Below are 24264 nucleotides of genomic sequence, written 5' to 3'. Positions count from 1 at the left end.
AAAGACCAGCAAGGCGGTATGAGCTTTGACAGAAATCGCCTTAGACTTGCTCAACCGCTGTAAGCTGCCGCACGGTCATTTTCTGGAAACCTTGCCGTACTACACTGCGTCCAGTTTGGGATGTGCAATTTTGACCGCGCCTGCTGCGGAAAAATGACGTTTCTGTCTCTGGACGCGGTTTAGGATGCGAACAAGGCAGCAGTTCGGCCGCGCCATGCCGAGCTGCGCGTGGTCTCCGGCCGCAGTGACGCACAGGAATCACGTCTCTGCGTCAATGCACGAGCTTTGCTGACGAAGAGCCGAATCATGTCCAAACGATTCTCCCCCAGGCGCCGCGCCCTGTTGCGCGGCATCGGGGCGCTTGGGGCGGCGACAGCGGCCAGCCCGCTGCGCGCCGTCCCAAGGCTCGAGCGCTACCCTTTCACCCTTGGTGTCGCCTCCGGCTATCCGGGCCCTGGATCACTGGTCCTCTGGACCCGGCTCGCGCCTGAGCCGCTAGCCCCGCATGGCGGTCTCCCGGAGCGGCCCATCCCAGTGCGCTGGGAGCTGGCCCACGACCCTGGCTTTCGCCGGCTTGCCGCGAGCGGCACCACCTATGCCGAGCCGCAGTGGGCGCACTCGGTGCACCTGGAACCCTATGGGCTGGAGCCGGATCGGGAGTACTGGTATCGCTTCCAGGTCGCCGATGCGACCAGCCCGATTGGGCGCACGCGCACTGCACCAACGCGCGAAGCCGAGGTATCGCGGCTGCGCATTGGTGTCGGCTCCTGCCAGCACTACGCCCAGGGCTGGTTCAGCGCCTACCGCTATGTCGCTGCGGACGCACTTGACCTCTTCCTGCATGTAGGTGACTACATCTACGAATCGAGTTGGGGCGATGAGCTGGTCCGCTCCCAAGGCGCGCAAGAGCCGGTCACGCTCAACGATTACCGGCGCCACTATGCCCTCTACAAGGCTGACCCGGACCTACAAGCCGCCCATGCCAGCTGCCCCTGGCTGGTCGTCTGGGACGACCACGAGGTCGAGAACGACTATGCCGGGCCGATCTCTGAAAACAACGACGAACCGGCCTGGTTCCTGAAGCGCCGGGCCGCGGCCTACCAGGCCTACTACGAGCACATGCCGCTGCCACGCACGATGGTGCCGTTCGGGCCGAACCTACGCCTGCATACACGGCTGCACTATGGACAGCTCGCTGATCTGCACCTCCTCGATAACCGTCAGTACCGAAGCCCCCAGCCCTGCCCCAGGCCAGGGCGCGCCGGCTCGGCCGTGATCCGCGACTGCCCCAGCCGCCACGATCCGAAGGCAACGATGCTCGGCGCGCGCCAGGAGCAATGGCTGGCGGCAAACCTGCGTGCATCCGAGGCGCGCTGGAATCTGCTCGGTCAGCAGACCCTGATGGCGCAAGCAGATGGCGAGCCCGGGCCGGGCCAGGCCTTCTTCTCCGACGGCTGGGACGGCTACCCAGCTGCCCGCCGTCGGCTCCTGGACGTCCTCGCCGAGCGCCAACCACGCAACCCGGTCGTGCTCGGCGGCGACGTGCACTCGTTCTGGGTCACGAACCTGAAGCAGGATTTCGATGAACCCGAATCGCCAACCGTAGCCAGCGAATTCGTGACCACCTCGATCACCTCACAGTCCCGACCGGAGGAGCGCATCCAGGCCGTCAAGCGCGAAAACCCGCACATCCTCTACGCGAACGGGACCGAGCGCGGCTACCTTCGGCTCGAGGTAACACCCGAGCGGGTCCAGGCCGACCTGCTCGGGCTCTCATCGGTGAAAGTCAAGAACCCGAGCTGCCACAGGCAGGCCGCCTTCATCGTCGAGGCCGGCCAGCCCGGACCACAGAACGCCTAATCCACCGCTCAGCAAATCGGCCCGGCGCGAGGCGCGGTCCCCGAGCAGCCCAAGCGCCAAGCTAGCCCCCGCAAGTGCGCAGGCGGCCTTGATCACGCCTCGGTCCAGCTGCAGCGTCTGGACCAAGATCAGCAAGGCAAGCGTCTGATTTTACTGCTTAAGTAGATCATCATTGACCGCTAAGCCAGGTATTGAGCCAGGCGATGATCAAGGCCGCGCAGGCGACTGGTCGCCTTTTGCACTGGTTTCGGGCAGGATTCAAGGCTCGCTGTCTCCGTGAGCGATTGCTGTCACGACGATGAATACCCACCAGCGACTGCAACAGTTCAACCTGACTGCCCTAGCCGTGCTTGCAATGATGGCCCTCTCCATAGAGCCGGCGGCCAGCGATTGGTACGTCCGCGGTGCTCTGGGCTACGAACGATCCGAAGACGCCGACCTCTCGGATGCAGACTGCGCATCCAAAGCACCACCAGCCTTGTTCGGATGCGCGCGCGGTCCCGATGGAAGACCCATCGGCGCGTACGGCGATTTCGGCAGCGGACCACTTTGGGAGCTCGCGGTCGGCCGCCGTTTCCTGCCCTGGCTGCGCGGCGATCTGTCGGTTGCCTACCGAGGCGATCTGGACTTCGACGGCAACGCCAATTTTCTCGGTGTCGGCACTCGTCAACCCGCCTCAGGCGAGCTCGAATCCTGGACAGGGATGCTCAACCTGTTCACGAATCTCGACACGCTGACCAAGATCGACCTGGGGATCGTCGAACCCTACATTGGAGTCGGGATCGGGGTAGCAAGAAATGAGCTCGGCCGACTACGATTCAGCTTCCCGGAGAATACCGGCAACCATCGTTACAGTGTCATTCCTTCCGGCGAGCGCTGGGAGGTCGCCTACACGCTCGCCCTCGGCACCGGCATCCGAATCGGCGACCGGACGACCCTAGACATCGCATTGCGCTATAACGATCTCGGTGAGGTTGGTTCCAACCGCGGACGTATGGCCATGAACACCCTGCCCGATGGCATTGTCATCGACCGGATCCAGACAGGGTTGCGTACCTACGGCGTCTCGGTCGGCTTCAGATACCGTTTCTAAGCCACGCCTAGCCTCAAACATCATGCCCCCCGAGCTGTTCGAGAAGGCCTGGCAGCAGGCACGGCGGGCTGCAGAGAAGACCTTTGCGCTGCATCGCGAAGCGGTCAGGGTGCCAGAGCACAGCCCCTATTCGCTCAAACAGGTACTCGACCCGGATTTCTTTCCCGACTCAGCATTCGACTGAAAGCCGTCCCTGAATCCGACCTCGAACGCATCCTGCCCTGGCAAAACGCCCCCTCCATGCGCCGGGCCATTTATCGCCACCATGAGATCAGCCTCGACGAGCACCGCGCCTGGTTCAAACGCCTGAAACAAGACCCCAGCCGCCGCTGGTACCTGTTCCGAGACGTGGTCGGCACCACCCAAGGCGTAGGTCACCTTTTTTGAACACTGGCAGGAGACCAGGGTGATGACCCATATCACGCACCCACCCGTACAGCACGCCATGAAGCAGCTCAAGGCCCTCAGCGCCGATGAAGAGGCCCGCTATCGGGCACTGGCGCACGAGCGCGCGCTGCATGATGAGGCCACTTTGCTCAAGGATGCCGAGGAACGTGGCAAAAATCTCGTTGAACAGCTTGGTGAAGAACGCGGCAAAAGGCTCGGGGAGCAGCGCGGCCGCGAGGACAGCGCCCGCAACCTCGTGCGGCTCGGCCTGCTCGAGAACGCGCAGATCGCCCGGGCGACTGGGCTGGATGAAGCGCGTGTGCAGGCCCTGCGCGAGCGTGTGCAGGCGGAGTAACAGCGGCTCGATGTCGGCTCCGCGATGTCGACTCAGTCAGGACCCTCGCCACCTTGCTCTATCGGCTTTACGGGGTCGTCGCCCTGGCTCTCAGTGCTGCGGCCGGGTCGTCGCGGATCGCGTCACTGTTGGCACGCGCAGCGGTGCGCCGCGCTCAGTGGAAGACGGCCTCCAGCGTTTCGGCGGTCAGGCGATGGCCGAAGTCTCAAAGATGCCCGCAACTGTGCAGGATACGATTGCCACCCTAGTACTTGATGAACTTCGGGATGAAGCTCGATGGGAAACGGCCTTTGAGCAGACCAACGACGCGCAATGGGATGCGATGATTCAACAAGTCCAGACCGAGATCGATACGGCAAAGACAGAGCCACTTAAGTAAGCTCATTCCGTGAAATCACAGATCACCAAGAGCTTCCGTGAGCATCATCACCGACGCTGCCGTCAGCTTCAGCCGACGTCCTCGCCGAGCGACTGCTGGCGGAAGGTTCCCGCGTTGCCGCACTCGATCGCGACCGCGATCGGCTGGGCCAACTGGCCGCCGCACACCCGGAGCTACTCTGCCTCCCCTGCGACGTGGCTGATCCCGAATAGGTCGAGCCCGCGGTCTCCACCATCGCAGGCCGCTTCGGCGGGATTCACATCCTGGTCAACAACGCCGGCATCATGCGCACCGCGCCGCTGATCAACCCGTTAGAACGCAGCGACCCACACCACTCGTTAACGGATACTCGCACCTGCTAAAGAGGGAGGCAAGGCAGGCTGCTCGGTGGGGATCTGCATTGAATTAGGAGACCAAGGTGTCAACACGCGCCTGGTACGACTACTACATCATCGACCCCGAATCGGGCACGATGACCTTGGCCATGCGCTTCTACAAGTGGGGCGACGGCACGCCGGAGAATGCGCTTGCCGAGTATCGGCTGTTCAACAAACGCATGCAGCAACTCGGCGGGCAGTTGCCGGTGGCGTGGCTCGATCGTCTGTTGCGTGACCAGCTCGGCGACCTCCATGCGACGCTGCCGCCACAGTTTGCCACCGCTGCGTTCTTGTTCCTGCTGCAACGCGCCTCGGATGAGGAGCAGCGTCAGTTTTGGCATCGGTACAAGCCACCCGAGGAGCGGCCGGATTTTCATCTCCGCTTCGCGCTCGACGAGGCGCTGACGGCAAAGCCTTTCGAGATCCCGCCGCAGACCGATCCACTGTTGGAGCGAGTCCGGCGCTTTCTTGCCACGGCCCATTTTCTGCGCCCATGGCGAGACTATGCGCTGCGACTCGACCTCTTGGATTGGCTGCAATACATCACCCAGCCCACGCGCAGCGCCGACATGGGTGCCATCGCCGGCGACTGGCTGCCAGCCTGGGATATTGCCTATCGCTTCCGATTCTTTTTCTGGATCGATTCGCAGCGGCCCTTGCGGATCGGGCAGATGGCGATCGAGCTGTGCCGGCGTGACGGCACCGATCTGTTATCGGTGACCGATGCAACCGCGGATGAGTGGGAATGCGAACAGCGAGATGCGCTGCGCGAGATCGTCCGCGCCTCCGACATCAACATCACATCCCTGGCTCTGCTCCAGCACGACTATGCGACCACGCCAGACCGCTTCTGGCCGTTCCGCGAGCAACCGAACCCGGAAGAGACAACGCGTCGCGCGCGACTCGAGGCGCTCCGACCGAGCCGCAACATCTTGGTGCGCCAGATCGACAAACGTTTCGGCCCCGCAGTCGCCGATGAGACGCGGTCGATCTTGGAGCAGATCGACGACTTCGACCTGCTGCTCGAACTGACCGGGCCTGTCATTGAGGCTGCGGACAGTGCGGCCTGGCTTCGCGCGCTGCGGCACGTTTGCGGTTCTTGATCGCTAGACGCCTCGCCGCAGGATCGCTTGCCCTCGAACGCCTTCCATGGCCCGACAGCGTCCTGTTTTTCGCCAGCCGCCAGCACAGGCGTTAGCGCTCCCCAGGCTCGGGCCAATAGTCTTCGTCGAGCACCTGATCCAAGGTGAAGGGAGGCTGGTCTGGAAAGGTCGAGAGCGGCAGGCCGGTTTCATCGGCGGCTTCTTGGCGAGCACGCGGGTAACTCGCTGCAAGCGCCTCGGGCAAGCTGGGTTTCAGGCTCGGACTTTCACGGAGCAGGAGTTTGATGTCCGTGCGCTGGGTGATGATGGTCACGGTCCAGCTGCGCGATTGTTTGTCTGGCTGATGGCGCAGCTTGAGCAGATGCATCATCAGTACCACCAGCCGGTTGCGCAATTGCCGTCGTTCACTGCGACTCATGCCCTCAAGTTCCTCCACCAGTTGCTCGCGGTCCAGGCAATCGAGCCGTCCGGCGCGCAGGTGGTTGACCTGGGTTTGCAGCCATTGCAGGTAGTCGGCTTCAGGGTTGTGGGTGGCATGCATCATGGCGTGGTGTCGCAGGCGGTCTGTTGCGGTGTTGGGTGCGCGGCGAGCCAGGTCTCGAGGTCAGCGGCGGCGCAGAAGGCGGAACGCCACCCGTTCGGCTTCGCGCCGACGGCCTTCCTCGCAGCCTTCCTCCAGCCAAATCGGCTGGTTCTTCGCCACGATCTCGCGATAGGCGCGGGTCTGTTCGAGTGGGATCATTTCACCGAGCATACTGAGGATCTCCTCTAAACGTCGAGACAGTGACTGCGCGCGGATTCAGGCAGGGGTGCTTGCTGAAGCTGACCATAGGCGAGCGGGGTTTGTTCGCGCAAGCGTTCGCGGTCTTCGACCAGATAGGGCAGAAAGGTGGCGAGCAGCACGACACCGTCGATGCGCCGCTCCAGGGCTTTGACGAGGTAGATTTGTTTGTCGGTGTGCATCAAGAGGACAACGGGTTGATCACCTCCAGATGCGCCAGCGGCTGGTCGCTGACGATCCAGCGCTGCGCCAGCTGCACCAGGCGGGTCAGCACATCGCCTTTGATCTCGGCATCACTGCGCGGCGAGAGATCGTGCAGCGCATAGCGAAACTGCCGCACATAGGGTTTAAGCGCCGCTGGTAGTGGCCGGATCAGGGCGTGGAAATCGCTCGGCATCCGCCAGAGGCTCCAGCAGCCAAGCGTCGCGGCGATCAACCCGCGCATCCGCTACACTCACCCCATTGAGGTCCACTCGGCGCTCACCCACTCCCATCATGACCGACGAGCGCTTGCGCCAATGGCATCGCCTGTTCGGCATTGCCCTGACCCAACTGTTCCAAGGAGCGCCTTGGCGGGTGGAGCTGGAGTACGAGTTGGCGCTGCAGCGCCAACTGCTGGATGTCGTCATCATCGAGGCGCCCGAACCCGGCTCCCCGCCCCCGCTGCCGCCGGATCTGCCGGACGGGCTGGAGGCGTTGCGGGCGCACAATCTGCTGACCTACAAATCGCAGCACGAGGCGCTGGATGCTTGGGCACTGGATGAGCTGGTGGGGCATTACATCAATTACCGCAAGCTCACCCTGGATGCCAAGGGCGCGCGCTTACCGGCTGATGCGTTCGGGCTCTATGCCGTGGCCACGCGTGATCCCAAGGCGCTGGCCGCCCAGCATCGGCTGGAACCGGCGGGGGCGCCTGGACTCTATGACCTGGCATGGGGCAGCCAGGTGGTGCGTCTGATCGTGCTGAATACCATCGAACAGACGCCACGCAATGCGCCCTGAGCCTTGTTCGCCAGCGAGCTTGGGCGTCTGCGCGAGGCGGTGCGTCAGTATCGCGAGCGTGCCCGGCGTAACCCGGACAATGGCGCCCTGGCGCTGCTCGAGCGGTTGTATCTCAATTACCTGAGCGAGGCACCTGAGATGGCTTATACCTTAGAAGACTTCTTGCAAGAAACCCAGACGCTGATGCTTGAGCACATGAGTGCGGAGGAACGTCTCAAGGGGCTTGATCCCGAAGAGCGTCTCAAGGGGCTCGATCCCGAGGAACGCCTCAAGGGGCTCGATCCCGCCTTCATCGAGGCCTGGCTGAACAAACAGCGGCGTGAGCATTGAGGAGTTGTGGTCTCGCCCGGTCCAGCAAGAACCGCGCAAACAGCGTCGCTCCTATCTGGTCGCCGAAGCTGCGACCCTGCTCAACGGCGCCGAGGCCGTGGGCTTTCATCAGCGAGGTCGGCCGTGCATCCGTGCTCAACGGGTCGAGCGCAAGACCAATCGACTGGTGATGGACTTCGTCATCGAGGGCGATGCCAAAAGCACCCATGTGCTCAATGCCGTCTCGCCGGCCTTGATCTGCGCCAGAGGTTCTTGCCGTGATAGAGCACCAAGGGATAGACCGGCGGCAGGGTCTTGGGCCGAGGGGCCTAATGCTCGTCGTGTTTACGACGACGATCCTGGCGCAAAGGTCTCAAGCAATTCCATGTCTTTCTGCAAGAGGGTATTGATCAATTGGTCAAAGTCCAGACCGCTTTCTTCGGCGCGGCGAAGAAAGTACTGCTGGACCTCAGGGTTGAGGTAGACCGGCACATGCCATTGTGCTTGCGGCCGATAAAAGCGCCCGCGCTGACCGGCCGAAAAATCGATCTCGGCGGGAATCTCGTCGTTTGAGTGTGTCGTATTCATGATGGGTTTATACAGGGTTATCTTCGTACTGGCGTCTTTCGTGTCTTGTCGCTTCCCGCGCCGAGATGATCCGAACGTAAGCGATACCGGACTGTTCCTCCCAGGTGTGAGAGACGGCTAACAGTTGGCCTGTGGTTGTTGTCGCACCAAGCGTGAACCAGCGCTCCTCGTCCCCACCATGTTCCTGGTCCAGGATACTGAGTGCCATCGGATCTCGCAGCACCTCAGCGGCCATGGCGAAATCGATGCCATGCTTGACGCGATTCGTGTCGGCCTTAAGTGTATCCCAGGCCAGTTCGATCTGAAACGCTGTGTTTTCCATGTCAAATCGCGCTTCCCGCTAGCCGCCAGTTGAGCGCAGCTCGAAGCGGCCATCGCTGCGGCTCGCCATGGCATCGACACCTTAGTGAAACACCGCCTCCGGCGTCTCGGAGGTGAGGACGCGCTCGGACCACTCCAGCAGCGTCTCGGCATCCGCCTCTCGGATCTGCTGACGTCGCCGGGCGTCGGTGGGACCGAATTTGCGCTCCATTAGGCGCAGCAGAATCTCGGCTTTGCCCTGCTCGCGGCCCTGCTCGATGCCCTGCTCGCGGCCCTGCTCAAGAGACCGATCAATAAACGTCTGCATGATGGGGTCTCCCGGTGCGGTCTGTTCCAACAAGCGGCGGGCGTCATCCTCTTCCACCCGGCGTGTCCCTTGGACATAATATCGCAGCAGCGATTCCAGAATCTGCAGCGCCGTGTCACGGTCAGCGATCTGCTCGATCAGTCTGATCAACCGCTCCAAATGCTCCAGCGGCTGGTCACTGACGATCCAGCGCATCGCGAGCTGCACCAAGCGCGTGAGCACATCGCCTTTGATCTCCGCATCACTACGCGGCGAGAGATCATGCAAGGCGTAGCGAAACTGCGGCACATAAGGCTTGAGCGCCTCTGGTAGCGGCCGGATCAGGGCGTGGAAATCACTCGGCATGCGCCAGACGCTCTGGCCGTGATAGAGCACCAAGGGGTAGACCGGCGGCAGGGTCTTGGCCTCGGGATGCTGCTTGCGGTAAGCCTCGCCCTGCAGCGCGATGTCGCGCAGCCGTTGCAGCAACACCCAATCGTCGGTCTGGCTCTTGCGTTCAAACAGGATGGAGACGTGGAGTGCGAGGGTCGCTGGCGCCGCTGTTTGATCGCGCGTGGCGGCCGCATCGGCCGGATCAAGCGCTGCCGCATCGGCTTGATCACTCGTGGCCTGGGCGGCTTCGCCCTGCCCTGCTGACAGCGATGGTGCGACCGAATGGCGAGCGCCTTGCGCCGATGCCTGCTCGGGCACAGCGGGATCAACCCGCTCAGGCCCTGCTGGATCAGCCTGCTCCGGCGCCGCTGGATCAGCCCGTTCGGGCGCCGCTGGATCAGCCTCATCGAGCACACGCCATCTGAGCCGATAGACCAGATCCGAATACGACGCGCGCAATTCCTTGGAGACGTCACTGTCCTTGCTGATCTCCAGGCTTTCGAGATCCACCACCTCAAGCAGCTCCACCGGCAGGTGCTGGCGCAGGAAGTCTTGCGCGATCTCGCGCCGAGTGAAGCGCTCGCGGAAGTAGACGTCATGCGGGTTGTTGATCTCGTCGACCGCCGGCGGCTTGCCCAGCGATTGCTCGGCGAGCCAGCCGCTGCTCATGCCGCAAACCTGCTAGCCTTGACGCACTCAACGCCCTGCCCGCCGGAGCCGCCGCATGGAGCGCCTGCTCGACCCCAAGAACGATTACGTCTTCAAGCGGCTGTTCGCCAGCGACCCTGAGCTGCTGGTCGCGCTGATCAACGATCTGCGTCCCGACCTGCCCGACATCACCGCCGTGGACGTTATCAACCCCGGCATCAGCGACGCCGATCTGCAGGCCAAGGCCATCGTGCTCGATGTGCTCGCCCGCGATGCCGGCGGCCACCACTACAATATCGAGATGCAGGTGCGTCGCTATCCCGCCTGGGGCCAGCACAGCGCCTTCTATCGGGCGCGCTTGCTCAGCCAACAGCTGGGCGCCGGGGAAGACTACAGCGCCCTCAAGGCGGTCGTCGGCATTCATCTGCTCGACTTCGCGCTCTTCGACGCCAGCGAGACCGAGCGCCAGCAGGCCTGCTGGCGGTTCGAGCTGCGCGATGCGACCCAGCCGCAGGTGACGCTCGGGAACGTCCTGCAGCTGAACCTGATCGAACTGAAAAAGGCCGATCGGCTCGGCCTCGACACCGGTCCGCTCCAGGACTGGGTCACCTTCTTTGAACATTGGCAGGAGACCACGGTGATGACCCAGATCAGCCACCCACCCGTGCAGCACGCCATGGAGCAGCTCAAGGCCCTCAGCACCGATGAAGAGGCCCGTTATCGGGCACTGGCGCGCGAGCGCGCGCTGCATGATGAGGCGACCTTGCTCAAGGATGCCGAGGAGCGGGGCGAAAAGCGCGGCGAGAAGCGCGGCGAAAAGCGCGGTGAGCAGCGCGGCCGCGAGGACAGCGCCCGCAACCTCCTGCGGCTCGGCCTGCTCGAGAACGCGCAGATCGCCCAGGCGACCGGGCTGAGTGAAGAACGCGTGCAGGCCCTGCGCGAGCGCGTGCAGGCGGAGTAACAGCGGCTCGATGTCGGCTCCGTGAGGTCGACTCCGTCAGGACCCTCGCCACCTTGGTCTATCGGCTTTGCGAGGTCGTTGCCCTGGCTCTCAGTGCTGCGGCCGGGTCTTGGCCTCGGGATGCTGCTTGCGGTAGGCCTCGCCCTGCAGCGCGATGTCGCGCAGCCGTTGCAGTAAGACCCAAGAGTCGGTCTGGCTCTTGTGTTCAAACAGGATGGAGACGTGGAGTGCGAGGGTGGCTGGCGCCGCTGTTTGATCGCGCGTCGCCGCCGCATCGGCCGGATCAAGCGCTGCCGCATCGGCTTGATCACCCGTGGCCTGGGCGGCTTCGCCCTGCCCTGCTGACGGCGATGGTGCGACCGGATGGCGAGCGCCTGGCGTCGATGCCCGCTCAAGCGCACTGGATCAGCCTGATCGGGCACACGCCATCGCAGCCGATAGACCAGATCCGAATACGGCGCACGCAATTCCTTGGAGACGTCGCTGTCTTTGCTGATCTGCAGACTGTCGCGATCCACCATCTCCAAGCAGCTCTGCTGGTAGTTGCTGACGCAGAAAGTCTTGCGCGATCTCGCGCCGGGTGAAGCGCTGGCGGAAGTCGACGTCATGGGGGTTGTTGATCTCGTCCATGGCGGTCGCCCGTTACCGGATTGGCCTCGCCTACCAGGAACGCGGCTCAAAGCGGGCATCGTTGCGGATCGTCACCCCATCACCGGATTGGGCGAGCACGAATAAGCCTTGCCGGTAGGCGAAACGGCCGACGTCCTCGGGCAGCACCATGGCCGCGACCGCACCGAGAAGCTTACAGCCAGCGTATTGGGGAAAGCAGTCTTTGAACTGCGCAAGCCGCTCCAGGTGCTCGCGCACGTCGTCGGTGCCGAGGTGGGATTTGCATTCCACCGCCACGGCGACCTCGCTGTTGACCACCAGCAGGTCGATCTCCATCAGCGGGCAGCCATCGTCGTCGAACGCCAGCAGATTGCTCAGGACTTGATGCACCGGTAACTGGCGCTCGCGCAACAGCCGCACGACGGCGGGCTTGACCATGGCCTGGACGAAGTCGCCGAGCCGGTTGCCCTGCTCTCCGAGTTGACGACTGATGGTGTTCACCAGCTTCTCGGTTTGCTGAAATCGACGGTCGGTCTCCCGCGACTGCTCGCGCAGTTCGCCAATCAGTCGATCCGTGTCCTGAAACTTACGATCAGTTTCTTGAAACTTACGGTCGGTCTCCCTGAACAGGGCCCAAACCTCATCGAGTGTGGTGGCCATGGTCTTCGCGTCTCGGGTTGATTGGTTCAGTGTAGCACTGGCAGATTGCCACTGAATCTGCTGGCGAAACCGATTATCGGTCGGGCCGAATGTGCGCTCTATCAGGCGCAGCAGGGGCTTGCCTTCGCCGCGGCGCTCGCCTTGTTCGATACCCTAGTCGCGGCCCTGCTCGATCTACCGATCGATACAGGTCCACATGACGGGCTCTGCTGGTGCATTCAGCGCAGGGCGTTGGGCATCACGCTGTAAGCTTGTTAGCTGTTAGCCTGCCTGAGGTCGGTGTCGCCAGGCGCAGAGCCAGCTCATCAAGGCCGGGTCGTTGATGTGCCGTGGCATCCGCGGCGGCCGAATCTCCTCACCGGATTGGCCGGAGACTGTGAATCGGGCGTTTGACGGTGTTCACTGAATGACATACCAAGATCGTCAAAAATAGCGAACCGCCACTCAAGCAACCCCAGTAGCGGCCGATAGGTTTCGTATTGTGAGCGCAAAACCCATCTACGTCACCCAACCCCACCTGCCTCCGTTAGAGGAGTTCATCCCCTACCTGGAGCAAATCTGGGACAACAAGCGCCTCACCAACAGCGGGCCATTCCACAACCAGCTGGAGCAGGCGCTCGCCGAGTATCTGGGCGTCGAGCACCTGGCGCTGTTCGCCAACGGCACCCTGGCCTTGCTCACCGCGCTGCAGGCGTTGCGCATCACCGGCGAGGTCATCACCACGCCCTACTCCTTTGTCGCCACCGCGCATACCCTGCTCTGGAACGAGATTCAGCCGGTGTTCGTCGACATCGACCCGCACACCCTCAACCTCGACCCCAATCGCATCGAAGCTGCCATCACCCCGCGCACCACCGCCATCTTGCCGGTGCATGTGTACGGCAACCCCTGCGACGTCGAAGCCATCCAGACCATCGCCGATAACTATAACCTCAAGGTCATCTACGATGCCGCGCATGCCTTCGGCGTGCAGGACCAGGGCGGTAGCATCTTGCGCCATGGCGACCTCTCGGTGCTCAGCTTCCACGCCACCAAGGTCTTCAACACCTGCGAGGGCGGCGCCATCGCCTGCCCGGACGACAAGACCAAACAGCACATCGACCACCTGAAAAACTTTGGCTTCGTCGGCGAGACCACCGTGGTCGCCAGCGGCATCAACGGCAAGATGAACGAGATGCAGTCTGCGTTGGGACTATTGCAGCTCAAGCACGTCAGCCAAGCCCTCGCCCGCCGGCACGCCATCGATGATCAGTACCGAGAAGGCCTCAGTCATATTCCTGGCATCCGCCTGCTCCCGCGCGGCAGCCAAGTCGTCGACAACCATGCCTACTTCCCCATTGTGGTCGAGGACACCTATCCGCTGAGCCGAGATCAGCTCTACGACAAACTCAAGGCAGCGGATATTCACGGCCGCCGATATTTCTATCCGCTGATTAGCGAATTCCCGATGTACCGGGGCTTGCCGTCCGTCCAAGCCGCTGACCTGGCCGTTGCCACCGAGATCAGCAGACGCATCATCTGCCTGCCCATCTTTCCAGCGCTCAGCGATGACGACCTCAACCGCATCATCCAACTGCTGACCCCCTGATGAAACGGCCGCCCACACAGGCCGAAAACAACAGCAAGCTCGATGGTGCGCTCAAGACCCCGCACCGCCTCGCCATCATGCAGCCCTACCTGTTCCCCTACTTGGGCTATCTCCAGCTCATACACGCGGTGGACACCTTTGTCTTCTACGACGACGTGACCTATATCAACCGCGGTTGGGTCAACCGCAATCGCTTGCTAGTCAACGGCGCACCCTGGCTCTTCACCCTACCTTTAGCCAACGCGAGCCAAAACGTCCTGATCAAGGATCTGCGCGTGGCCGACGGCATTAGTACCTGGCGCCGAAAATGGCTCAAGACCTTGGCCCACGCCTATGGCAAAGCGCCCTACCGGGCCGAAGCCAGCGAGTTGATCGCACCACTGGTGCACAATCCTAGCCCCTGGCTTATCGACTGGCTGGACGGCTCGCTGCGCGCCCTCGCCACGGCGCTCGGCCTCGCGACTCGCTTCAAGCGCGCAAGCGACACGCCCCAACTGACCGCAGCCAACGCCCAAGCGCGCATCCTTGCCCGCTGCCAGCACGAAGGCGCAACGCTCTACATCAACCCGATCAACGGCCAAACCCTTTACCGAGCGGAGGCCTTCGCGGCCCAGTGCATCGAGCTGCGCTTCCTACAATCCCATGCACCGGCGTACCGTCAACAGAGCAATACGTTTGAGCCCAACCTCTCGGTTATCGACGCCTTGATGTGCGTCGGCATCCAAGGCACCCAGGCCACGCTGCCCCACTACGAATTCATCGTCCATGAACAGCCTTAACCTCGGCCTCGCCTTCGCCGATGTTGCTCGCCGCCACGCCAAGCGCATCGCGCTGCAGCCCCCCGATGGCGACCGGGTCACCTACGCCGAGCTGGATCAGCTCAGCGGACGCTGGGCCACCTGGCTGCAAGCCAAGGGCCTCGGCCTTGACGGTGCCGTGGCCATCCTGCACGACAAAAGCCCAACCGCCTACGCGCTGATGCTCGCCTGCCTGCGCCTGGGCCTGCTCTACACCAACCTCGATCCCGGCAGCCCACCCGCACGCTTGCGCGCCATGCTCGCCACCGCCCGCCCGGCCTTGATCGCCCATGCCGAGCCGCATCAGGCCACCATCGCCGCGCTGCAGGAAGCGGCACAACAAGCACAAACAACGCTGCCACCAACGCTGAACTACAGCACACCAGCACACCAAGCCGAGCTGCACAACCTCACCCCAACAGGCGCCGATGATCGTGTGCCTGGGCACACGCCGGCCTATCTCATGTTCACCTCGGGCTCCACCGGCACCCCCAAAGGCGTCGTCATCGCCCACCAGAGCCTGCTCAACTTCACCCGCTGGTGCCAGCAAGACATCGGCATCACGCCGGACGATGTGCTCACCAACATCAACCCGATGCACTTCGACAACGCCGTCTTCGACTTCTACGGCGCCCTGTTCGCCGGCGCCGCGCTCGCCCCGATGAGCGAAGCGCTGACCAAGAACCCACGCCATCTGGTCAAAGCAGTCGCCACGGCCGGCTGCACCCTCTGGTTCTCGGTGCCGTCGCTCCTGGTCTACATGCTGCGCCTGCGCGCACTGGAGCCAGGCGATCTCCCTCAGCTGCGCCGCATGCTGTTCGGCGGCGAAGGCTTCCCGAAGCCCGCCCTGCGCGAGCTGCACCGACTGCTCGGCGAGCACACCGCGCTGATCAATGTCTACGGCCCCACCGAAGGCACCTGCATCTGCTCCAGCCACCCCGTACAAGCGGCCGACCTCGCCGGTGAGGCGCTGCTACCGCTCGGCCCGCTCGCCACCAATTTCACCGGCTTGATTGTCGATAAACAGCATCGCCCGGTCTCGCAAGGAGAGGTCGGCGAGTTGCTGCTCGGCGGCCCGCAGATCGCGCTCGGCTACTATCGTGATCCGGAGCGCACCGCCGCCGCCTTCGTGCAAAACCCCACCCACACCGCCTATCGCGACATCCTCTACCGCAGCGGCGACCGGGTGTGCTGGGACGCCGAACGCGCGGTCTTGCTATTCGTCGGCCGCGCCGATCGGCAGATCAAGCGCATGGGCCATCGCATCGAGCTCGACGAGATCGAAGCCGCGCTTGCCGCCCTCCCCGAGGTGCGCGAAGCCGCCTGCGTCGCCTTGCCAGACCAGACCGGAGGCGCGCCGATCATCCTCGCCGCGGTCTGTACCGAACTGCCCGAAAACGCGCTCCAGGCGCAGCTCGCCGAGCGCCTGCCGGCTTACATGCTACCCACGCGCGTCACCCACTACGACAACCTGCCGCGCAATCGCAATGGTAAGATCAACCGTCTGGCCATCGCTGAACAGGGCGACATACCACACCCAAGCGCAGGATAAAGACCCATGGCACAACCGCTCATCATCTTCGGCGCCGGCAAGATCGCCCAAGCGGCCAGCTATTACTTCGAGCGCGACAGCCACTATCGCCTGCTCGCCTACGCCTGCGATGCCCCCTTTCGCACCAGCGAGACCTTTCTCAGCAAACCACTGCTTGCCGCCGACGATCTGCCAGCCGCCTACCCACCCGGTAAAAACGCACTGTTCGTCGCGCTCGGCTACCAAGGCATCAACCGGCTACGCGCCGACAAGGTCGCCTGGGCGCGCGAGCTAGGTTATGGACTCGCCAGCTACCGCAGCCCCCACGTGCCAGGCGACTACAGCCTCGGCGAGAACAGCATCGTCATGGACGGTGCCGCCATTCAACCCGCCGTCACCCTCGGAGACGATGTCTTCGTCTGGGGCGGCGCCATGATCGGTCATCACACCCAGATCGGCGATCACTGCTGGCTCACCGGCGGCTGCGCCATCGGCGGCGCCAGCGTCCTGGGCGCAGGCAGCTTCGTCGGTCTCAACGCCACCATCGGGCACGAGATCACCCTCGGCGAACGCTGCCTGCTCGGCGCCCACACCGCTACCAGCAAACCGCTACCCGCCGGCTCCGTGGTCATCGCCGCGGACACCGAACCGCACCGGCTCAACGCTGACCAGTTTGTCCGGCTCTCAGCCTGCTTTCGACTGTAAGAAACCCGCATCGCGCCATGCCCGATCTCGACCCCATCCTGCTCCGCACCCTCAAGCTCAGCGACCCGGCCCAGCTTGAAGGGCTGCGCCTGGGCGACATCCCCACCTGGGACTCGCTCTCGCACATGGAACTGATTCTGGCCATCGAAACCGCCTACGACCTGCGCCTGAGCGGCGACGAGATCGCAGATATGACCTCGATCACTGCGATTCGCGCACTGATCAGCGCCAAGATCGGGGCAGCAGCTGGGTGAAGAACGCGTGTTGTAGCCAGCAGCGGCCAGCCGATGTGGACTATCGTCGAGCATCGCCGGATCGCACGCCAAGTCAGACGGCTCCCGGCCGACATCGTCAAACGCTATCAGAAATGGAAAGACATCATGACGCTCTCGGGGCCGGCTGGCATCCGGATGATTCGCGGATTTCGTGACGAATCCCTCCAAGGCGAATGGCAAGGGCACCGATCATCACGCTTGAACGATCAATATCGGGTGATTTATCGTCTCAACAACGGCTTAGCCCAGGTCGCCGTTATGAGCGTGACGCCACATGATTATCGGAGAAGGTGACATGAACGAATTTCGTCCGGCTACGCGCAGCATCGAGCTCTCGCCTGGGGAATCCGTGCGCATCCTGCGCGAGCTTCAGGAATTGACCCAAGAGGAACTCGCCACGCGCGCTGGGCTGCCGCTGGCGGCGTTAGTCGAGATCGAATCCGACCGCTCCGCCCTCGACATCGAGCAGGCCAAGTCCCTCGCTCGCGCGCTCAAATGCCATCCCGGCGCGCTGGCCTTTCCAGGGTGGAACGTCGAACAGGATTCGGCCGCTTAGCACCGATGGATCTTCGCCAGCAACCGACACTCATCACCGGCGCCGCCGCCGGCTTCGGCCGCGCCCTCGCCGAGCGCCTACTGGCGGAAGGTGCGCGCGTTGCCGCGCTCGATCGCGACCGCGAGCGGCTGGACCAACTGGCCGCCGCGCACCCGGAGCTGCTCTGCCTCCCCTGCGACGTGGCTGATCCCGAACAGGTCGAGCAGGCGGTCGCCACCGTCGCAGACCGCTTCGGCGGGATTCACATCCTGGTCAACAATGCCGGCATCATGCGCAGCGCCCCGTTGATCAACCCGCTGGAACGCAGCGAACCACGCCACTCGCTCGAGCTTTGGCACCAAGTCATGGACGTGAATCTTCACGGCCTGTTCTATGTGACCCGCGCCGTCGCTGCCGACATGGTCCAGCGCCGCGCGCGCGGGGTGATCGTCAATGTCAGTTCGATCAGCGCCCGAGGCAATGCAGGGCAAAGTGCTTACTCCGCCGCCAAAGCCGGCGTTGAGGCATTGACCGTCGTCTGGGCGAAAGAACTCGGCCGGCTTGGCATCCGCGTGGCCGCCATCGCACCTGGCTTCTGCGACACCACCGGTACGGCCGATGCGCTGGAAACGACCCAGCTGGCTCGGTGGGTCGATCAGGTGCCGCTCAAGCGGATGGGGAGCATTGAGGAAGTTGTCGAAGCGCTGCTTTGGATTATGCAGGCGGATTATTTCAGTGGCCGGGTGTTGGAGTTAGACGGAGGGCTGCGATTGTGAGCCAAAGCATATTCATCGATATAATCGTCGAGAAAATACGGCTGGGCTGCATACCTGAAGCTTCCTGCCACAAAACCCCAACTAATTGAATTGCGATGGCAGAGTCCAGCGACCAAAGGGTCGTTTTCGTCGGCAACCGCGCCTTCGTTTGGCAGGAAGCGCTAAAGGCCGGCATGAATTTGGTTCAGACTCTGGCGGTCACTGGTGCCTATTTAGACCGCCAGGCCGAGCAAGTCGGCGCCAATGTGCAGCGCATTGCGTCCAAACGCGACCTATTGAACGCATTGGCATCCCTCGACTTCGATATCCTCTTATGCAACGGCATGCCGTACATCCTGCCAATCAGCGACATCGCACGGCCTGGCCAACGCTTCATCAATGTCCATCCCGGCCCACTACCAGACCTACGTGGAGCCGATCCGGTCAATGGCGCCATTCTTCTCGACCGAGATTCGGGCGCAGCTGTCCACTTGATGGACGACGGTATCGATACTGGACCATTGATCGCTCGTAGCCGTTTTGTCGTTCCAAACGGCGCCGACGTGCGAATACTCTACCAGATGGTGTTTGAAGCCGAACGTCAAGTGTTTCGGCAAGCCCTAGCCCGTGATTTCGCCCCCGACCCAGACTTGGCGCAGCCCACCGCTATCGATACCGTTTATTACACCATCCACGCCGCCGATAAGCAGATTCAACCGGAAGACGATGCCTCTCTAATCGTGCGCAAGGTACGCGCGTTCGCAACCCCTAATCAGGCGGCCTCTTTCCGAATCGACGGTGTCGATCTCAGCACGCAGGCAGCATCCATCATCTACGGCAGCGAACTTGATAGGATGTCAGCGGACTTAGGCGACAACCAAATAGTGTTGACTGGCCCCGACTTCCTAGTGCTCAACAAGCCTGACGGGTTCGTTCTGCTTGATCGAATTAGTGGCGACCTCAACTCAATTTCACGCGGCGCACATCTTGCGGCGATCCAAGCTTAACCATTCACTTCCAAGAACATGACGATAAACGACACGCCTTCGCTTACCGCAGCGCATCTCTATCGCCACCCCTTCGACTCTACTTCACTCAGCCTAGACATTGGTGACGACGGCATTAGCGCGGGACTGCTCGGAACCGATGGTACGCGTTTTGAAATCCAAGACGGCATACCTGATCTTATCTGGCCAAGACAACTCGGTGCGCCCGAGCGCACCGCTCAAGCCACCTATGAAGGTGTAGCTGACGTCTACGACAAATACATCCATCTAACGTTTGACACATTTAATACCGACGAAACAACCGAGCGCAGTCGTATGGTCGACCGGCTGAACCTCAAAGCCGGCCAGACCGTGCTGGAGTTCGGCTGTGGTACCGGCAGGACCAGCGCCCTCATCGCTGAGCGCCTTGGACCTAATGGCCGACTGCTATTGCAGGAACTCGCCCGGCCAGTGCTCAGCCAAGCACGCGATAAGGCGACTCAACTCGCTACACCAACGGAAGTTGCACTGGCTAACGGTAGCTATCTCCCTCTCGCCGATAATAGCGTTGACGCCGTGTTTCATTTCGGCGGCGTCAATATGTTTTCAGATATCGGACGTTGCTTTCGCGAGGCGGCACGCGTCACCAAACTCGGTGGTCGCGTAGTGATCGGCGATGAGAACATGCCAGTCTGGCTGCGCGACACCGAAATGGGTCGCGTCCTGATGAATTCTAACCCACACTATCGCTGCCCGGTTCCGTTTGAGCATATTCCTATTGAGGCACGCGACGTGCTCTGCGAATGGATCATTGGGGGCGTGTTCTACGTGATCTCATTTACCGTCGGCGAGGGCGAACCCTATGCTGACCTGGATTTTCCGATCCCCGGACGCCGCGGTGGGACTCACCGCACACGATATTACGGCCAGCTCGAAGGCGTGACACCCGAGGCCAAGCGCCAAGCCCAGGAGCAGGCGGCTAAGGCGGGCATCAGCCTGCACGCCTGGCTCGATCAACTGATCCTCAAGGACGATAATTCGGAAGGAGCCGAACATTGAAACCGCTGGTTTGGCGGAAACGAGGGTTAGTGTTCCATGCACATGCCATCGATTGGATCGGCAGCCACGCTCAGAATCCCACACCGCTCGTGCTCGACGACCGCATCCGCGTATTCTGCAACGTGCGTCCGCCCCTGGATGCTGACGGCAAGTATCGTGCGCGAGTTGCCTACGTTGACTTAGACCGCCACAACCCAACCCGGTTGCTCGGCGTCTCGGACGGACCGGTCCTTGCACTCGGGCGGCGCGGTGAGTTTGATGAATTCGGCACTATGGTCCAGGGCATCACCCGCCACCCGGACACTGGCGAGTTGTGGATGTACTATGTGGGTTGGACGCGCAAGGTATCGGTGCCGTTCGACTGGGCGATCGGCCTGGCGATCAGCCGCGACGACGGCGCCACCTTCGAGCGCCACGGCAAGGGCCCGGTGATCGGCGCCACGCCCGACGAACCGTTCCTGCACGCCTGCCCCCATGTGCGGCGCGAGGGCGACCTGTGGCACATGTGGTACGGCGCCGGCATCGAATGGCAGAGCGAGGATATCGAGCCGATCTATCGGCTGTTCCACGCCACCTCGACCGACGGCATCGCCTGGCGGCGCGAGGGCCGGCCGTTCCTGCCCCTGGCGGTCGACGACGAATGCCAGACCACGCCCAGCGTGTTCCGCCGCAACGGGCGCTGGATGATGCTGTTTTCCTACCGCTACGGGACCGACTTCCGCTCCGCCGACCGCGGCTATCGGATCGGCTGCGCGGTCACGGACGACCTGCGCCATTGGACCCGCCGCGACGACCTGGCCGGGCTGGTGCCGTCGCCCACCGGCTGGGACAGCGGCATGGTCGCCTATCCCGCCGTGTTGCAGGACGGCGACCGCACCTGGCTGTTCTACTGCGGCAACGATTTCGGCACCGCCGGCTTCGGCCTGGCGCTTGGCGACGGATAGCGCGATGACCGGCGAACAGTTTTCCACCCTCTATCGGCAGTGGGCCGCGCGCGGCAACCATCTCTACCCAAGCGAATTCGTCGTGCGCACGCTGCTCGGCACCTATCCGCGCCATACCTTCGGCGGCGGCTGGGAGGGCCGGGCGGTGCTCGACCTGGGCTTCGGGGACGGCCGTAACTTTCCGCTGTTGCTCAACGCCGGCGCCCGGGTCGCGGGCGTCGAAGTGGCCGAGGACATCGTCGCCTTGGCCCGCGAGCGCTTCGCCGACGCGCCGGTCGACCTGCGGGTCGGCACCAACGCTCGGATTCCGTTCGACGACCAGGCGTTCGACGCCGTGCTGGCCTGTCATAGCTGCTACTATCTGGAAGTCGACGACCGCTTCGACGACAATCTGGCCGAGATCGCGCGGGTATTGCGTCCCGGCGGGCACCTGATTTTTTCGGTGCCGCACACGGACAATTTCATCTTCCGCGACGCCAAGGCCATCGACCGGCACACCTTTAAGATTGCCGCCGACCCCTATGCCAGCCGCAACGGCACCCGGCTTGCCGGCTTTGCCGACCGGGGCGACCTGGAACTGGCGCTCTACCGCCACTTCGCCAATGTGCGGCTCGGTTTCCAGGACGACGACTTCTACGGTATCCGCGTCGCCTTCCACTTCGGCGTCGCGCAGAGACGGGTCTGATCGCCATGGTGCCCCCGCCAAGCCCCAACGATCGGCGCCCGCACGCGGTCCTGCACGTGGGCATGGCCAAATGCGCGTCAACCTATCTGCAACACCAGGCACAGGAAGCCGCGCACGCCAACGCCCAGCTGAGCGGCGACACGCCCCGATACATCACGCCCGCCGGGTTTTTCAACGCCATGAAGGCGCTTGACCCCCTAGCCGACCGCCCGACTTTCATCCCCTATCGCGAGCGCTATGCGGGCCCATGACCACGCTTGTGTTTCCCTCGTCCACGCCCGCCGGCCGGGACTATATCCGCGACGCCCTGCGCCGGGGCGAAACGGTGCTCGCCGCCTCGTCGCTCGCCCACGATGCCATCGCGGCCGAGGCCGACTGGCACCGCCTGCCGAGCATCCACGACGACGGCTTCGACGCCGCGCTCGACGCGCTGATCGCGGCGCGCTCGATCACCCGCCTCTATGCGCCGGTCACCCTGGTCTATGCGTACTTGCGCGACTATCTGGCGCGCACCGGCCGACAGGACCTGGCGTTCGTCCGCCCCGCGCCGTTTTACGAGGCGATCGAGGCCCAGGCGGTCGAGGCCCGCGACGCCCCGGCGCTGACCGCCTTCGCGCGCACCGTGGCCGAACCGGGCACCGCCGACCATCTCCAACCGGCTCATATAACCGGCGTCCTGCGCCACGCCTTCGGCGTCTTCGGCGAATCATACACCGACAAGCTGACCGCGCTGATCGGCGTGCTGCAAAGCGTGCCGGTGGGCGACGCGGTGGAGATCGGCGCCCTGTTCGGCCGCTCGACCGCGGTGCTGCTCCAGGCGCTCAACCTGACCGACCGGGCCAACCCGGTGCTGGTGGTCGATGCCTGGCACGGCGAAACCGCTGTGCAGACATCTCTGCCGCCGGCCCTGGCGGCAGCAGCGATCGACATGGACTGGTCGCTGGTCGCCGATTCCTTCGACGTCAACATGGTGCCGCTGGCCCGGCCGGGTCGGTTCAACCGCCTGCGCCTGCCCTCGGACGAGGCGTTCGCGCGCTATACCCGCGACCGGGCGGTGACCTCCGACCTGTTCGGCACCACCGCCTATAGCGGCCGCATCGCCTTCCTGCACATCGACGCCAACCATGACTATGACGCCGTGGCCCACGACCGCGACCTGTGGACCGGCCGGCTGGTGCCCGGCGCCTGGGTGGTATTCGACGACTACTACTGGTCGCACGGCGACGGCCCTGGCCGCGCGGCCGACGAATTCTGCACCGCCCTCGGTCCCCGCCTCGCCCGCAGCTTCTATGCCGGCGGCGCGCTGTTCGTGCGCCTCGTCGACCGCTAATCTAATCGGATGCGTTCATGACCCTGACCCCCAGCACGCCAACACAAGCCCCCCGCGTCACGCTGCTGTTAACCACCTACAATCACGAACCCTTCGTGGCGGAGGCGGTCGCCAGTTGCTTGGCGCAGGACTATCCGAACATGGAATTGTTCATCTCCGACGACGGGTCGGAGGACGATACCTGGGCACGGGTCGAGGCCGCGGTCGCGGACTATCGGGGCCCGCACAAGATCACCCTCAATCACAATGAGCATAACCTATTCCTCGACCATCTGCCTTCGGTCGCTGGCAAGCTGTCTGGCGAACTCATCGTGATGGCATGCGACGATGATGTCCAATATCCCCATCGCGTCAGCCGACTGGTTGAGCTATGGCGTGAGACAGATGCCACTGTTCTAGCTAGTTCAGCACGCAGGATCAGTGCTCTTGCCGAACCCATGGGTTATCACCGCTTGTACGAGAAAACGCCGGAGATCACCCTCGAGGGCTTTCTCAAGACGGGCGACAATCCCACCTGCTTTGGTGCTGCTATCGCTTGGCACCGCCGCCTGACCGATACCTTCAATCACCTACCGGTCGGCTCGCGCAACATTGACTTCTTGTATCCTCTGCGCGGGCTAATGCTAACCGGTGCGGCATTCTGCAAGGAACCGCTGCTGGATTGGCGCCGGCATGGGGGCAATATGTCGCTAGGATTCCAAATTGAGGACGCCCAAACCGACACTGCAAGGATTCAACTTCAAGAGCGCCACCTTTTGAATCTGATGGCGAACTGGCACGGTGCTATCGGAGATGCGCAGCGTTTCGCAACGGTGACGGGCGATCAAGCTACCGCGAATCGTGTGGCGAACGCCGCTGTCCAGCACATCATCAACGTCATGAACCAATGGCGGCCGATTCGCCATCGCCTAGCCCTGGCCAAGATCGGAATTTATTGACCGCCGCCCGAACGTGGCCTTAGT

General features: G+C 63.1%; 34 protein-coding genes. 26 read left to right on the top strand and 8 right to left on the bottom strand.

Features of this window, described 5'->3' with window-relative positions; translation table 11 throughout:
• Window positions 1–306 precede the first annotated feature (306 nt).
• The 7 genes from CKO40_RS02195 (at window position 307) to CKO40_RS02165 (ending at window position 5554) form a co-directional block, all read left to right on the top strand.
• Entirely contained in the window at window positions 307–1860 is a 1554-nt protein-coding gene (locus CKO40_RS02195) for an alkaline phosphatase D family protein (RefSeq protein ID WP_200344308.1), read from the top strand.
• 298 nt (window positions 1861–2158) lie between these two features.
• Window positions 2159–2953, top strand: a complete 795-nt coding sequence (locus CKO40_RS02190) for an outer membrane protein (protein ID WP_200344307.1) — start codon at window positions 2159–2161, stop codon at window positions 2951–2953.
• Between the two features lie 22 nt (window positions 2954–2975).
• Window positions 2976–3137 (top strand): DUF29 family protein, encoded by a 162-nt coding sequence (locus CKO40_RS02185; RefSeq protein ID WP_200344305.1) that lies wholly within the window; start codon window positions 2976–2978, stop codon window positions 3135–3137.
• A 56-nt stretch (window positions 3138–3193) separates the two neighbouring features.
• A complete protein-coding gene (locus tag CKO40_RS02180) occupies window positions 3194–3340 on the top strand; it encodes a hypothetical protein (protein WP_200344303.1) in 147 nt (48 codons plus the stop codon).
• A gap of 22 nt (window positions 3341–3362) precedes the next feature.
• Window positions 3363–3695 carry an RpnC/YadD family protein gene (locus CKO40_RS02175; protein WP_200344301.1) on the top strand — a complete coding sequence of 111 codons (333 nt, stop codon included), beginning with the start codon at window positions 3363–3365 and terminating at the stop codon, window positions 3693–3695.
• 157 nt (window positions 3696–3852) lie between these two features.
• Window positions 3853–4074 carry a hypothetical protein gene (locus CKO40_RS02170; protein ID WP_200344299.1) on the top strand — a complete coding sequence of 74 codons (222 nt, stop codon included), beginning with the start codon at window positions 3853–3855 and terminating at the stop codon, window positions 4072–4074.
• A 418-nt stretch (window positions 4075–4492) separates the two neighbouring features.
• Entirely contained in the window at window positions 4493–5554 is a 1062-nt protein-coding gene (locus CKO40_RS02165) for a hypothetical protein (protein ID WP_200344297.1), read from the top strand.
• 91 nt (window positions 5555–5645) lie between these two features.
• Here CKO40_RS02165 and CKO40_RS02160 read toward each other — a convergent pair whose 3' ends face one another.
• From CKO40_RS02160 to CKO40_RS02150, 4 genes are read right to left on the bottom strand one after another with little or no spacing between them, the layout of a single operon-like run.
• Complete coding sequence (locus CKO40_RS02160; protein WP_200344295.1) at window positions 5646–6098, bottom strand: DUF29 domain-containing protein; 453 nt, start codon at window positions 6096–6098, stop codon at window positions 5646–5648.
• 60 nt (window positions 6099–6158) lie between these two features.
• The gene (locus CKO40_RS24060; protein WP_242476725.1) at window positions 6159–6308 is read right to left on the bottom strand and encodes a hypothetical protein; all 150 of its coding nucleotides are present in this window, start codon (window positions 6306–6308) and stop codon (window positions 6159–6161) included.
• Window positions 6309–6322: 14 nt separating this feature from the next.
• The gene (locus CKO40_RS24055; protein WP_242476724.1) at window positions 6323–6517 is read right to left on the bottom strand and encodes a hypothetical protein; all 195 of its coding nucleotides are present in this window, start codon (window positions 6515–6517) and stop codon (window positions 6323–6325) included.
• Entirely contained in the window at window positions 6517–6780 is a 264-nt protein-coding gene (locus CKO40_RS02150; RefSeq protein ID WP_200344293.1) for an Rpn family recombination-promoting nuclease/putative transposase, read from the bottom strand. The genes CKO40_RS24055 and CKO40_RS02150 overlap by 1 nt, the downstream gene beginning before the upstream one ends.
• 50 nt (window positions 6781–6830) lie before the next feature.
• On the opposite strand from CKO40_RS02150, the gene CKO40_RS24050 reads away from it, so the two are divergent.
• Both CKO40_RS24050 and CKO40_RS24045 read left to right on the top strand, forming a co-directional pair.
• The gene (locus CKO40_RS24050) at window positions 6831–7337 is read left to right on the top strand and encodes a hypothetical protein (RefSeq protein ID WP_242476723.1); all 507 of its coding nucleotides are present in this window, start codon (window positions 6831–6833) and stop codon (window positions 7335–7337) included.
• 3 nt (window positions 7338–7340) lie between these two features.
• Complete coding sequence (locus CKO40_RS24045) at window positions 7341–7667, top strand: hypothetical protein (protein WP_242476722.1); 327 nt, start codon at window positions 7341–7343, stop codon at window positions 7665–7667.
• A gap of 324 nt (window positions 7668–7991) precedes the next feature.
• Here CKO40_RS24045 and CKO40_RS02140 read toward each other — a convergent pair whose 3' ends face one another.
• The 3 genes from CKO40_RS02140 to CKO40_RS02130 all read right to left on the bottom strand — a co-directional run bounded on the left by CKO40_RS02140 (window position 7992) and on the right by CKO40_RS02130 (window position 9903).
• Window positions 7992–8234: a hypothetical protein gene (locus CKO40_RS02140; RefSeq protein WP_200344291.1), complete on the bottom strand. Its 243-nt coding sequence runs from the start codon at window positions 8232–8234 to the stop codon at window positions 7992–7994.
• A 7-nt stretch (window positions 8235–8241) separates the two neighbouring features.
• Complete coding sequence (locus CKO40_RS02135; RefSeq protein ID WP_207173326.1) at window positions 8242–8556, bottom strand: BrnT family toxin; 315 nt, start codon at window positions 8554–8556, stop codon at window positions 8242–8244.
• 81 nt (window positions 8557–8637) lie between these two features.
• Complete coding sequence (locus CKO40_RS02130; RefSeq protein ID WP_200344289.1) at window positions 8638–9903, bottom strand: Rpn family recombination-promoting nuclease/putative transposase; 1266 nt, start codon at window positions 9901–9903, stop codon at window positions 8638–8640.
• A gap of 55 nt (window positions 9904–9958) precedes the next feature.
• Here CKO40_RS02130 and CKO40_RS02125 point away from each other — a divergent pair, with 55 nt between their 5' ends.
• A complete protein-coding gene (locus tag CKO40_RS02125; protein WP_200344287.1) occupies window positions 9959–10843 on the top strand; it encodes an Rpn family recombination-promoting nuclease/putative transposase in 885 nt (294 codons plus the stop codon).
• Window positions 10844–11503: 660 nt separating this feature from the next.
• Here CKO40_RS02125 and CKO40_RS02120 read toward each other — a convergent pair.
• Window positions 11504–12112 (bottom strand): DUF3782 domain-containing protein, encoded by a 609-nt coding sequence (locus CKO40_RS02120; RefSeq protein ID WP_200344285.1) that lies wholly within the window; start codon window positions 12110–12112, stop codon window positions 11504–11506.
• Window positions 12113–12157: 45 nt separating this feature from the next.
• On the opposite strand from CKO40_RS02120, the gene CKO40_RS02115 reads away from it, so the two are divergent.
• The 16 genes from CKO40_RS02115 to CKO40_RS02040 all read left to right on the top strand — a co-directional run bounded on the left by CKO40_RS02115 (window position 12158) and on the right by CKO40_RS02040 (window position 24240).
• Window positions 12158–12361, top strand: a complete 204-nt coding sequence (locus tag CKO40_RS02115) for a hypothetical protein (protein WP_200344283.1) — start codon at window positions 12158–12160, stop codon at window positions 12359–12361.
• Window positions 12362–12593: 232 nt separating this feature from the next.
• Window positions 12594–13700 carry an aminotransferase class I/II-fold pyridoxal phosphate-dependent enzyme gene (locus CKO40_RS02110; RefSeq protein ID WP_200344281.1) on the top strand — a complete coding sequence of 369 codons (1107 nt, stop codon included), beginning with the start codon at window positions 12594–12596 and terminating at the stop codon, window positions 13698–13700.
• On the top strand, window positions 13700–14479 hold the full coding sequence (locus CKO40_RS02105) for a WbqC family protein (RefSeq protein WP_200344279.1): 780 nt from the start codon (window positions 13700–13702) through the stop codon (window positions 14477–14479). The genes CKO40_RS02110 and CKO40_RS02105 overlap by 1 nt, the downstream gene beginning before the upstream one ends.
• A complete protein-coding gene (locus CKO40_RS02100; RefSeq protein WP_200344277.1) occupies window positions 14466–16049 on the top strand; it encodes an amino acid adenylation domain-containing protein in 1584 nt (527 codons plus the stop codon). Before CKO40_RS02105 ends, CKO40_RS02100 begins: the two co-directional genes overlap by 14 nt.
• Window positions 16050–16055: 6 nt before the next feature.
• Window positions 16056–16733 carry an LbetaH domain-containing protein gene (locus tag CKO40_RS02095; protein WP_200344275.1) on the top strand — a complete coding sequence of 226 codons (678 nt, stop codon included), beginning with the start codon at window positions 16056–16058 and terminating at the stop codon, window positions 16731–16733.
• Window positions 16734–16750: 17 nt separating this feature from the next.
• Window positions 16751–16987 carry an acyl carrier protein gene (locus tag CKO40_RS02090; protein WP_200344273.1) on the top strand — a complete coding sequence of 79 codons (237 nt, stop codon included), beginning with the start codon at window positions 16751–16753 and terminating at the stop codon, window positions 16985–16987.
• 33 nt (window positions 16988–17020) lie between these two features.
• Window positions 17021–17302: a type II toxin-antitoxin system RelE/ParE family toxin gene (locus tag CKO40_RS02085; RefSeq protein WP_200344271.1), complete on the top strand. Its 282-nt coding sequence runs from the start codon at window positions 17021–17023 to the stop codon at window positions 17300–17302.
• A gap of 1 nt (window position 17303) precedes the next feature.
• Complete coding sequence (locus CKO40_RS02080; protein ID WP_200344269.1) at window positions 17304–17564, top strand: helix-turn-helix domain-containing protein; 261 nt, start codon at window positions 17304–17306, stop codon at window positions 17562–17564.
• A 5-nt stretch (window positions 17565–17569) separates the two neighbouring features.
• Window positions 17570–18319: an SDR family oxidoreductase gene (locus CKO40_RS02075; protein ID WP_200344267.1), complete on the top strand. Its 750-nt coding sequence runs from the start codon at window positions 17570–17572 to the stop codon at window positions 18317–18319.
• A 95-nt stretch (window positions 18320–18414) separates the two neighbouring features.
• Window positions 18415–19305, top strand: coding sequence for a formyltransferase family protein (locus CKO40_RS02070; RefSeq protein ID WP_200344265.1), 891 nt, complete (start codon window positions 18415–18417; stop codon window positions 19303–19305).
• 18 nt (window positions 19306–19323) lie between these two features.
• Window positions 19324–20343: a class I SAM-dependent methyltransferase gene (locus CKO40_RS02065; RefSeq protein WP_200344263.1), complete on the top strand. Its 1020-nt coding sequence runs from the start codon at window positions 19324–19326 to the stop codon at window positions 20341–20343.
• Window positions 20340–21287 carry a glycoside hydrolase family protein gene (locus CKO40_RS02060; RefSeq protein ID WP_200344261.1) on the top strand — a complete coding sequence of 316 codons (948 nt, stop codon included), beginning with the start codon at window positions 20340–20342 and terminating at the stop codon, window positions 21285–21287. The genes CKO40_RS02065 and CKO40_RS02060 overlap by 4 nt, the downstream gene beginning before the upstream one ends.
• 4 nt (window positions 21288–21291) lie before the next feature.
• Window positions 21292–21972 carry a class I SAM-dependent methyltransferase gene (locus tag CKO40_RS02055; protein ID WP_200344259.1) on the top strand — a complete coding sequence of 227 codons (681 nt, stop codon included), beginning with the start codon at window positions 21292–21294 and terminating at the stop codon, window positions 21970–21972.
• A 5-nt stretch (window positions 21973–21977) separates the two neighbouring features.
• Window positions 21978–22223, top strand: a complete 246-nt coding sequence (locus CKO40_RS02050) for a hypothetical protein (RefSeq protein ID WP_207173324.1) — start codon at window positions 21978–21980, stop codon at window positions 22221–22223.
• Window positions 22220–23302: a class I SAM-dependent methyltransferase gene (locus tag CKO40_RS02045; protein ID WP_200344255.1), complete on the top strand. Its 1083-nt coding sequence runs from the start codon at window positions 22220–22222 to the stop codon at window positions 23300–23302. The genes CKO40_RS02050 and CKO40_RS02045 overlap by 4 nt, the downstream gene beginning before the upstream one ends.
• 17 nt (window positions 23303–23319) lie before the next feature.
• The gene (locus tag CKO40_RS02040) at window positions 23320–24240 is read left to right on the top strand and encodes a glycosyltransferase (RefSeq protein WP_200344253.1); all 921 of its coding nucleotides are present in this window, start codon (window positions 23320–23322) and stop codon (window positions 24238–24240) included.
• The last annotated feature ends 24 nt before the right edge of the window (window positions 24241–24264 follow it).

The sequence above is a fragment of the Halochromatium glycolicum genome (genome assembly GCF_016584085.1).
Classification (GTDB): Bacteria; Pseudomonadota; Gammaproteobacteria; order Chromatiales; family Chromatiaceae; genus Lamprobacter; species Lamprobacter glycolicus.
Note: the sequence above shows the minus strand (reverse complement) of the source record. Positions and strands in the feature narration are given on the sequence as shown.

Bases quoted from the DNA above. Each gene is read 5' to 3' on its own strand.
- CKO40_RS02045 (WP_200344255.1), top strand. From the start codon at position 22,220: ATGACCACGCTTGTGTTTCCCTCGTCCACGCCCGCCGGCCGGGACTAT.
- CKO40_RS02080 (WP_200344269.1), top strand. From the start codon at position 17,304: ATGAACGAATTTCGTCCGGCTACGCGCAGCATCGAGCTCTCGCCTGGG.
- CKO40_RS02175 (WP_200344301.1), top strand. From the start codon at position 3,363: ATGACCCATATCACGCACCCACCCGTACAGCACGCCATGAAGCAGCTC.
- CKO40_RS02055 (WP_200344259.1), top strand. From the start codon at position 21,292: ATGACCGGCGAACAGTTTTCCACCCTCTATCGGCAGTGGGCCGCGCGC.
- CKO40_RS24055 (WP_242476724.1), bottom strand. From the start codon at position 6,517: ATGCACACCGACAAACAAATCTACCTCGTCAAAGCCCTGGAGCGGCGC.
- CKO40_RS02050 (WP_207173324.1), top strand. From the start codon at position 21,978: ATGGTGCCCCCGCCAAGCCCCAACGATCGGCGCCCGCACGCGGTCCTG.
- CKO40_RS02095 (WP_200344275.1), top strand. From the start codon at position 16,056: ATGGCACAACCGCTCATCATCTTCGGCGCCGGCAAGATCGCCCAAGCG.
- CKO40_RS02190 (WP_200344307.1), top strand. From the start codon at position 2,159: ATGAATACCCACCAGCGACTGCAACAGTTCAACCTGACTGCCCTAGCC.
- CKO40_RS02180 (WP_200344303.1), top strand. From the start codon at position 3,194: ATGCGCCGGGCCATTTATCGCCACCATGAGATCAGCCTCGACGAGCAC.
- CKO40_RS02040 (WP_200344253.1), top strand. From the start codon at position 23,320: ATGACCCTGACCCCCAGCACGCCAACACAAGCCCCCCGCGTCACGCTG.
- CKO40_RS24060 (WP_242476725.1), bottom strand. From the start codon at position 6,308: ATGCTCGGTGAAATGATCCCACTCGAACAGACCCGCGCCTATCGCGAG.
- CKO40_RS02125 (WP_200344287.1), top strand. From the start codon at position 9,959: ATGGAGCGCCTGCTCGACCCCAAGAACGATTACGTCTTCAAGCGGCTG.
- CKO40_RS02160 (WP_200344295.1), bottom strand. From the start codon at position 6,098: ATGATGCATGCCACCCACAACCCTGAAGCCGACTACCTGCAATGGCTG.
- CKO40_RS02185 (WP_200344305.1), top strand. From the start codon at position 2,976: ATGCCCCCCGAGCTGTTCGAGAAGGCCTGGCAGCAGGCACGGCGGGCT.
- CKO40_RS02130 (WP_200344289.1), bottom strand. From the start codon at position 9,903: ATGAGCAGCGGCTGGCTCGCCGAGCAATCGCTGGGCAAGCCGCCGGCG.
- CKO40_RS24050 (WP_242476723.1), top strand. From the start codon at position 6,831: ATGACCGACGAGCGCTTGCGCCAATGGCATCGCCTGTTCGGCATTGCC.
- CKO40_RS02135 (WP_207173326.1), bottom strand. From the start codon at position 8,556: ATGGAAAACACAGCGTTTCAGATCGAACTGGCCTGGGATACACTTAAG.
- CKO40_RS02085 (WP_200344271.1), top strand. From the start codon at position 17,021: ATGTGGACTATCGTCGAGCATCGCCGGATCGCACGCCAAGTCAGACGG.
- CKO40_RS02065 (WP_200344263.1), top strand. From the start codon at position 19,324: ATGACGATAAACGACACGCCTTCGCTTACCGCAGCGCATCTCTATCGC.
- CKO40_RS02100 (WP_200344277.1), top strand. From the start codon at position 14,466: ATGAACAGCCTTAACCTCGGCCTCGCCTTCGCCGATGTTGCTCGCCGC.
- CKO40_RS02070 (WP_200344265.1), top strand. From the start codon at position 18,415: ATGGCAGAGTCCAGCGACCAAAGGGTCGTTTTCGTCGGCAACCGCGCC.
- CKO40_RS02195 (WP_200344308.1), top strand. From the start codon at position 307: ATGTCCAAACGATTCTCCCCCAGGCGCCGCGCCCTGTTGCGCGGCATC.
- CKO40_RS02105 (WP_200344279.1), top strand. From the start codon at position 13,700: ATGAAACGGCCGCCCACACAGGCCGAAAACAACAGCAAGCTCGATGGT.
- CKO40_RS02090 (WP_200344273.1), top strand. From the start codon at position 16,751: ATGCCCGATCTCGACCCCATCCTGCTCCGCACCCTCAAGCTCAGCGAC.
- CKO40_RS02140 (WP_200344291.1), bottom strand. From the start codon at position 8,234: ATGAATACGACACACTCAAACGACGAGATTCCCGCCGAGATCGATTTT.
- CKO40_RS02150 (WP_200344293.1), bottom strand. From the start codon at position 6,780: ATGCGCGGGTTGATCGCCGCGACGCTTGGCTGCTGGAGCCTCTGGCGG.
- CKO40_RS02075 (WP_200344267.1), top strand. From the start codon at position 17,570: ATGGATCTTCGCCAGCAACCGACACTCATCACCGGCGCCGCCGCCGGC.
- CKO40_RS02120 (WP_200344285.1), bottom strand. From the start codon at position 12,112: ATGGCCACCACACTCGATGAGGTTTGGGCCCTGTTCAGGGAGACCGAC.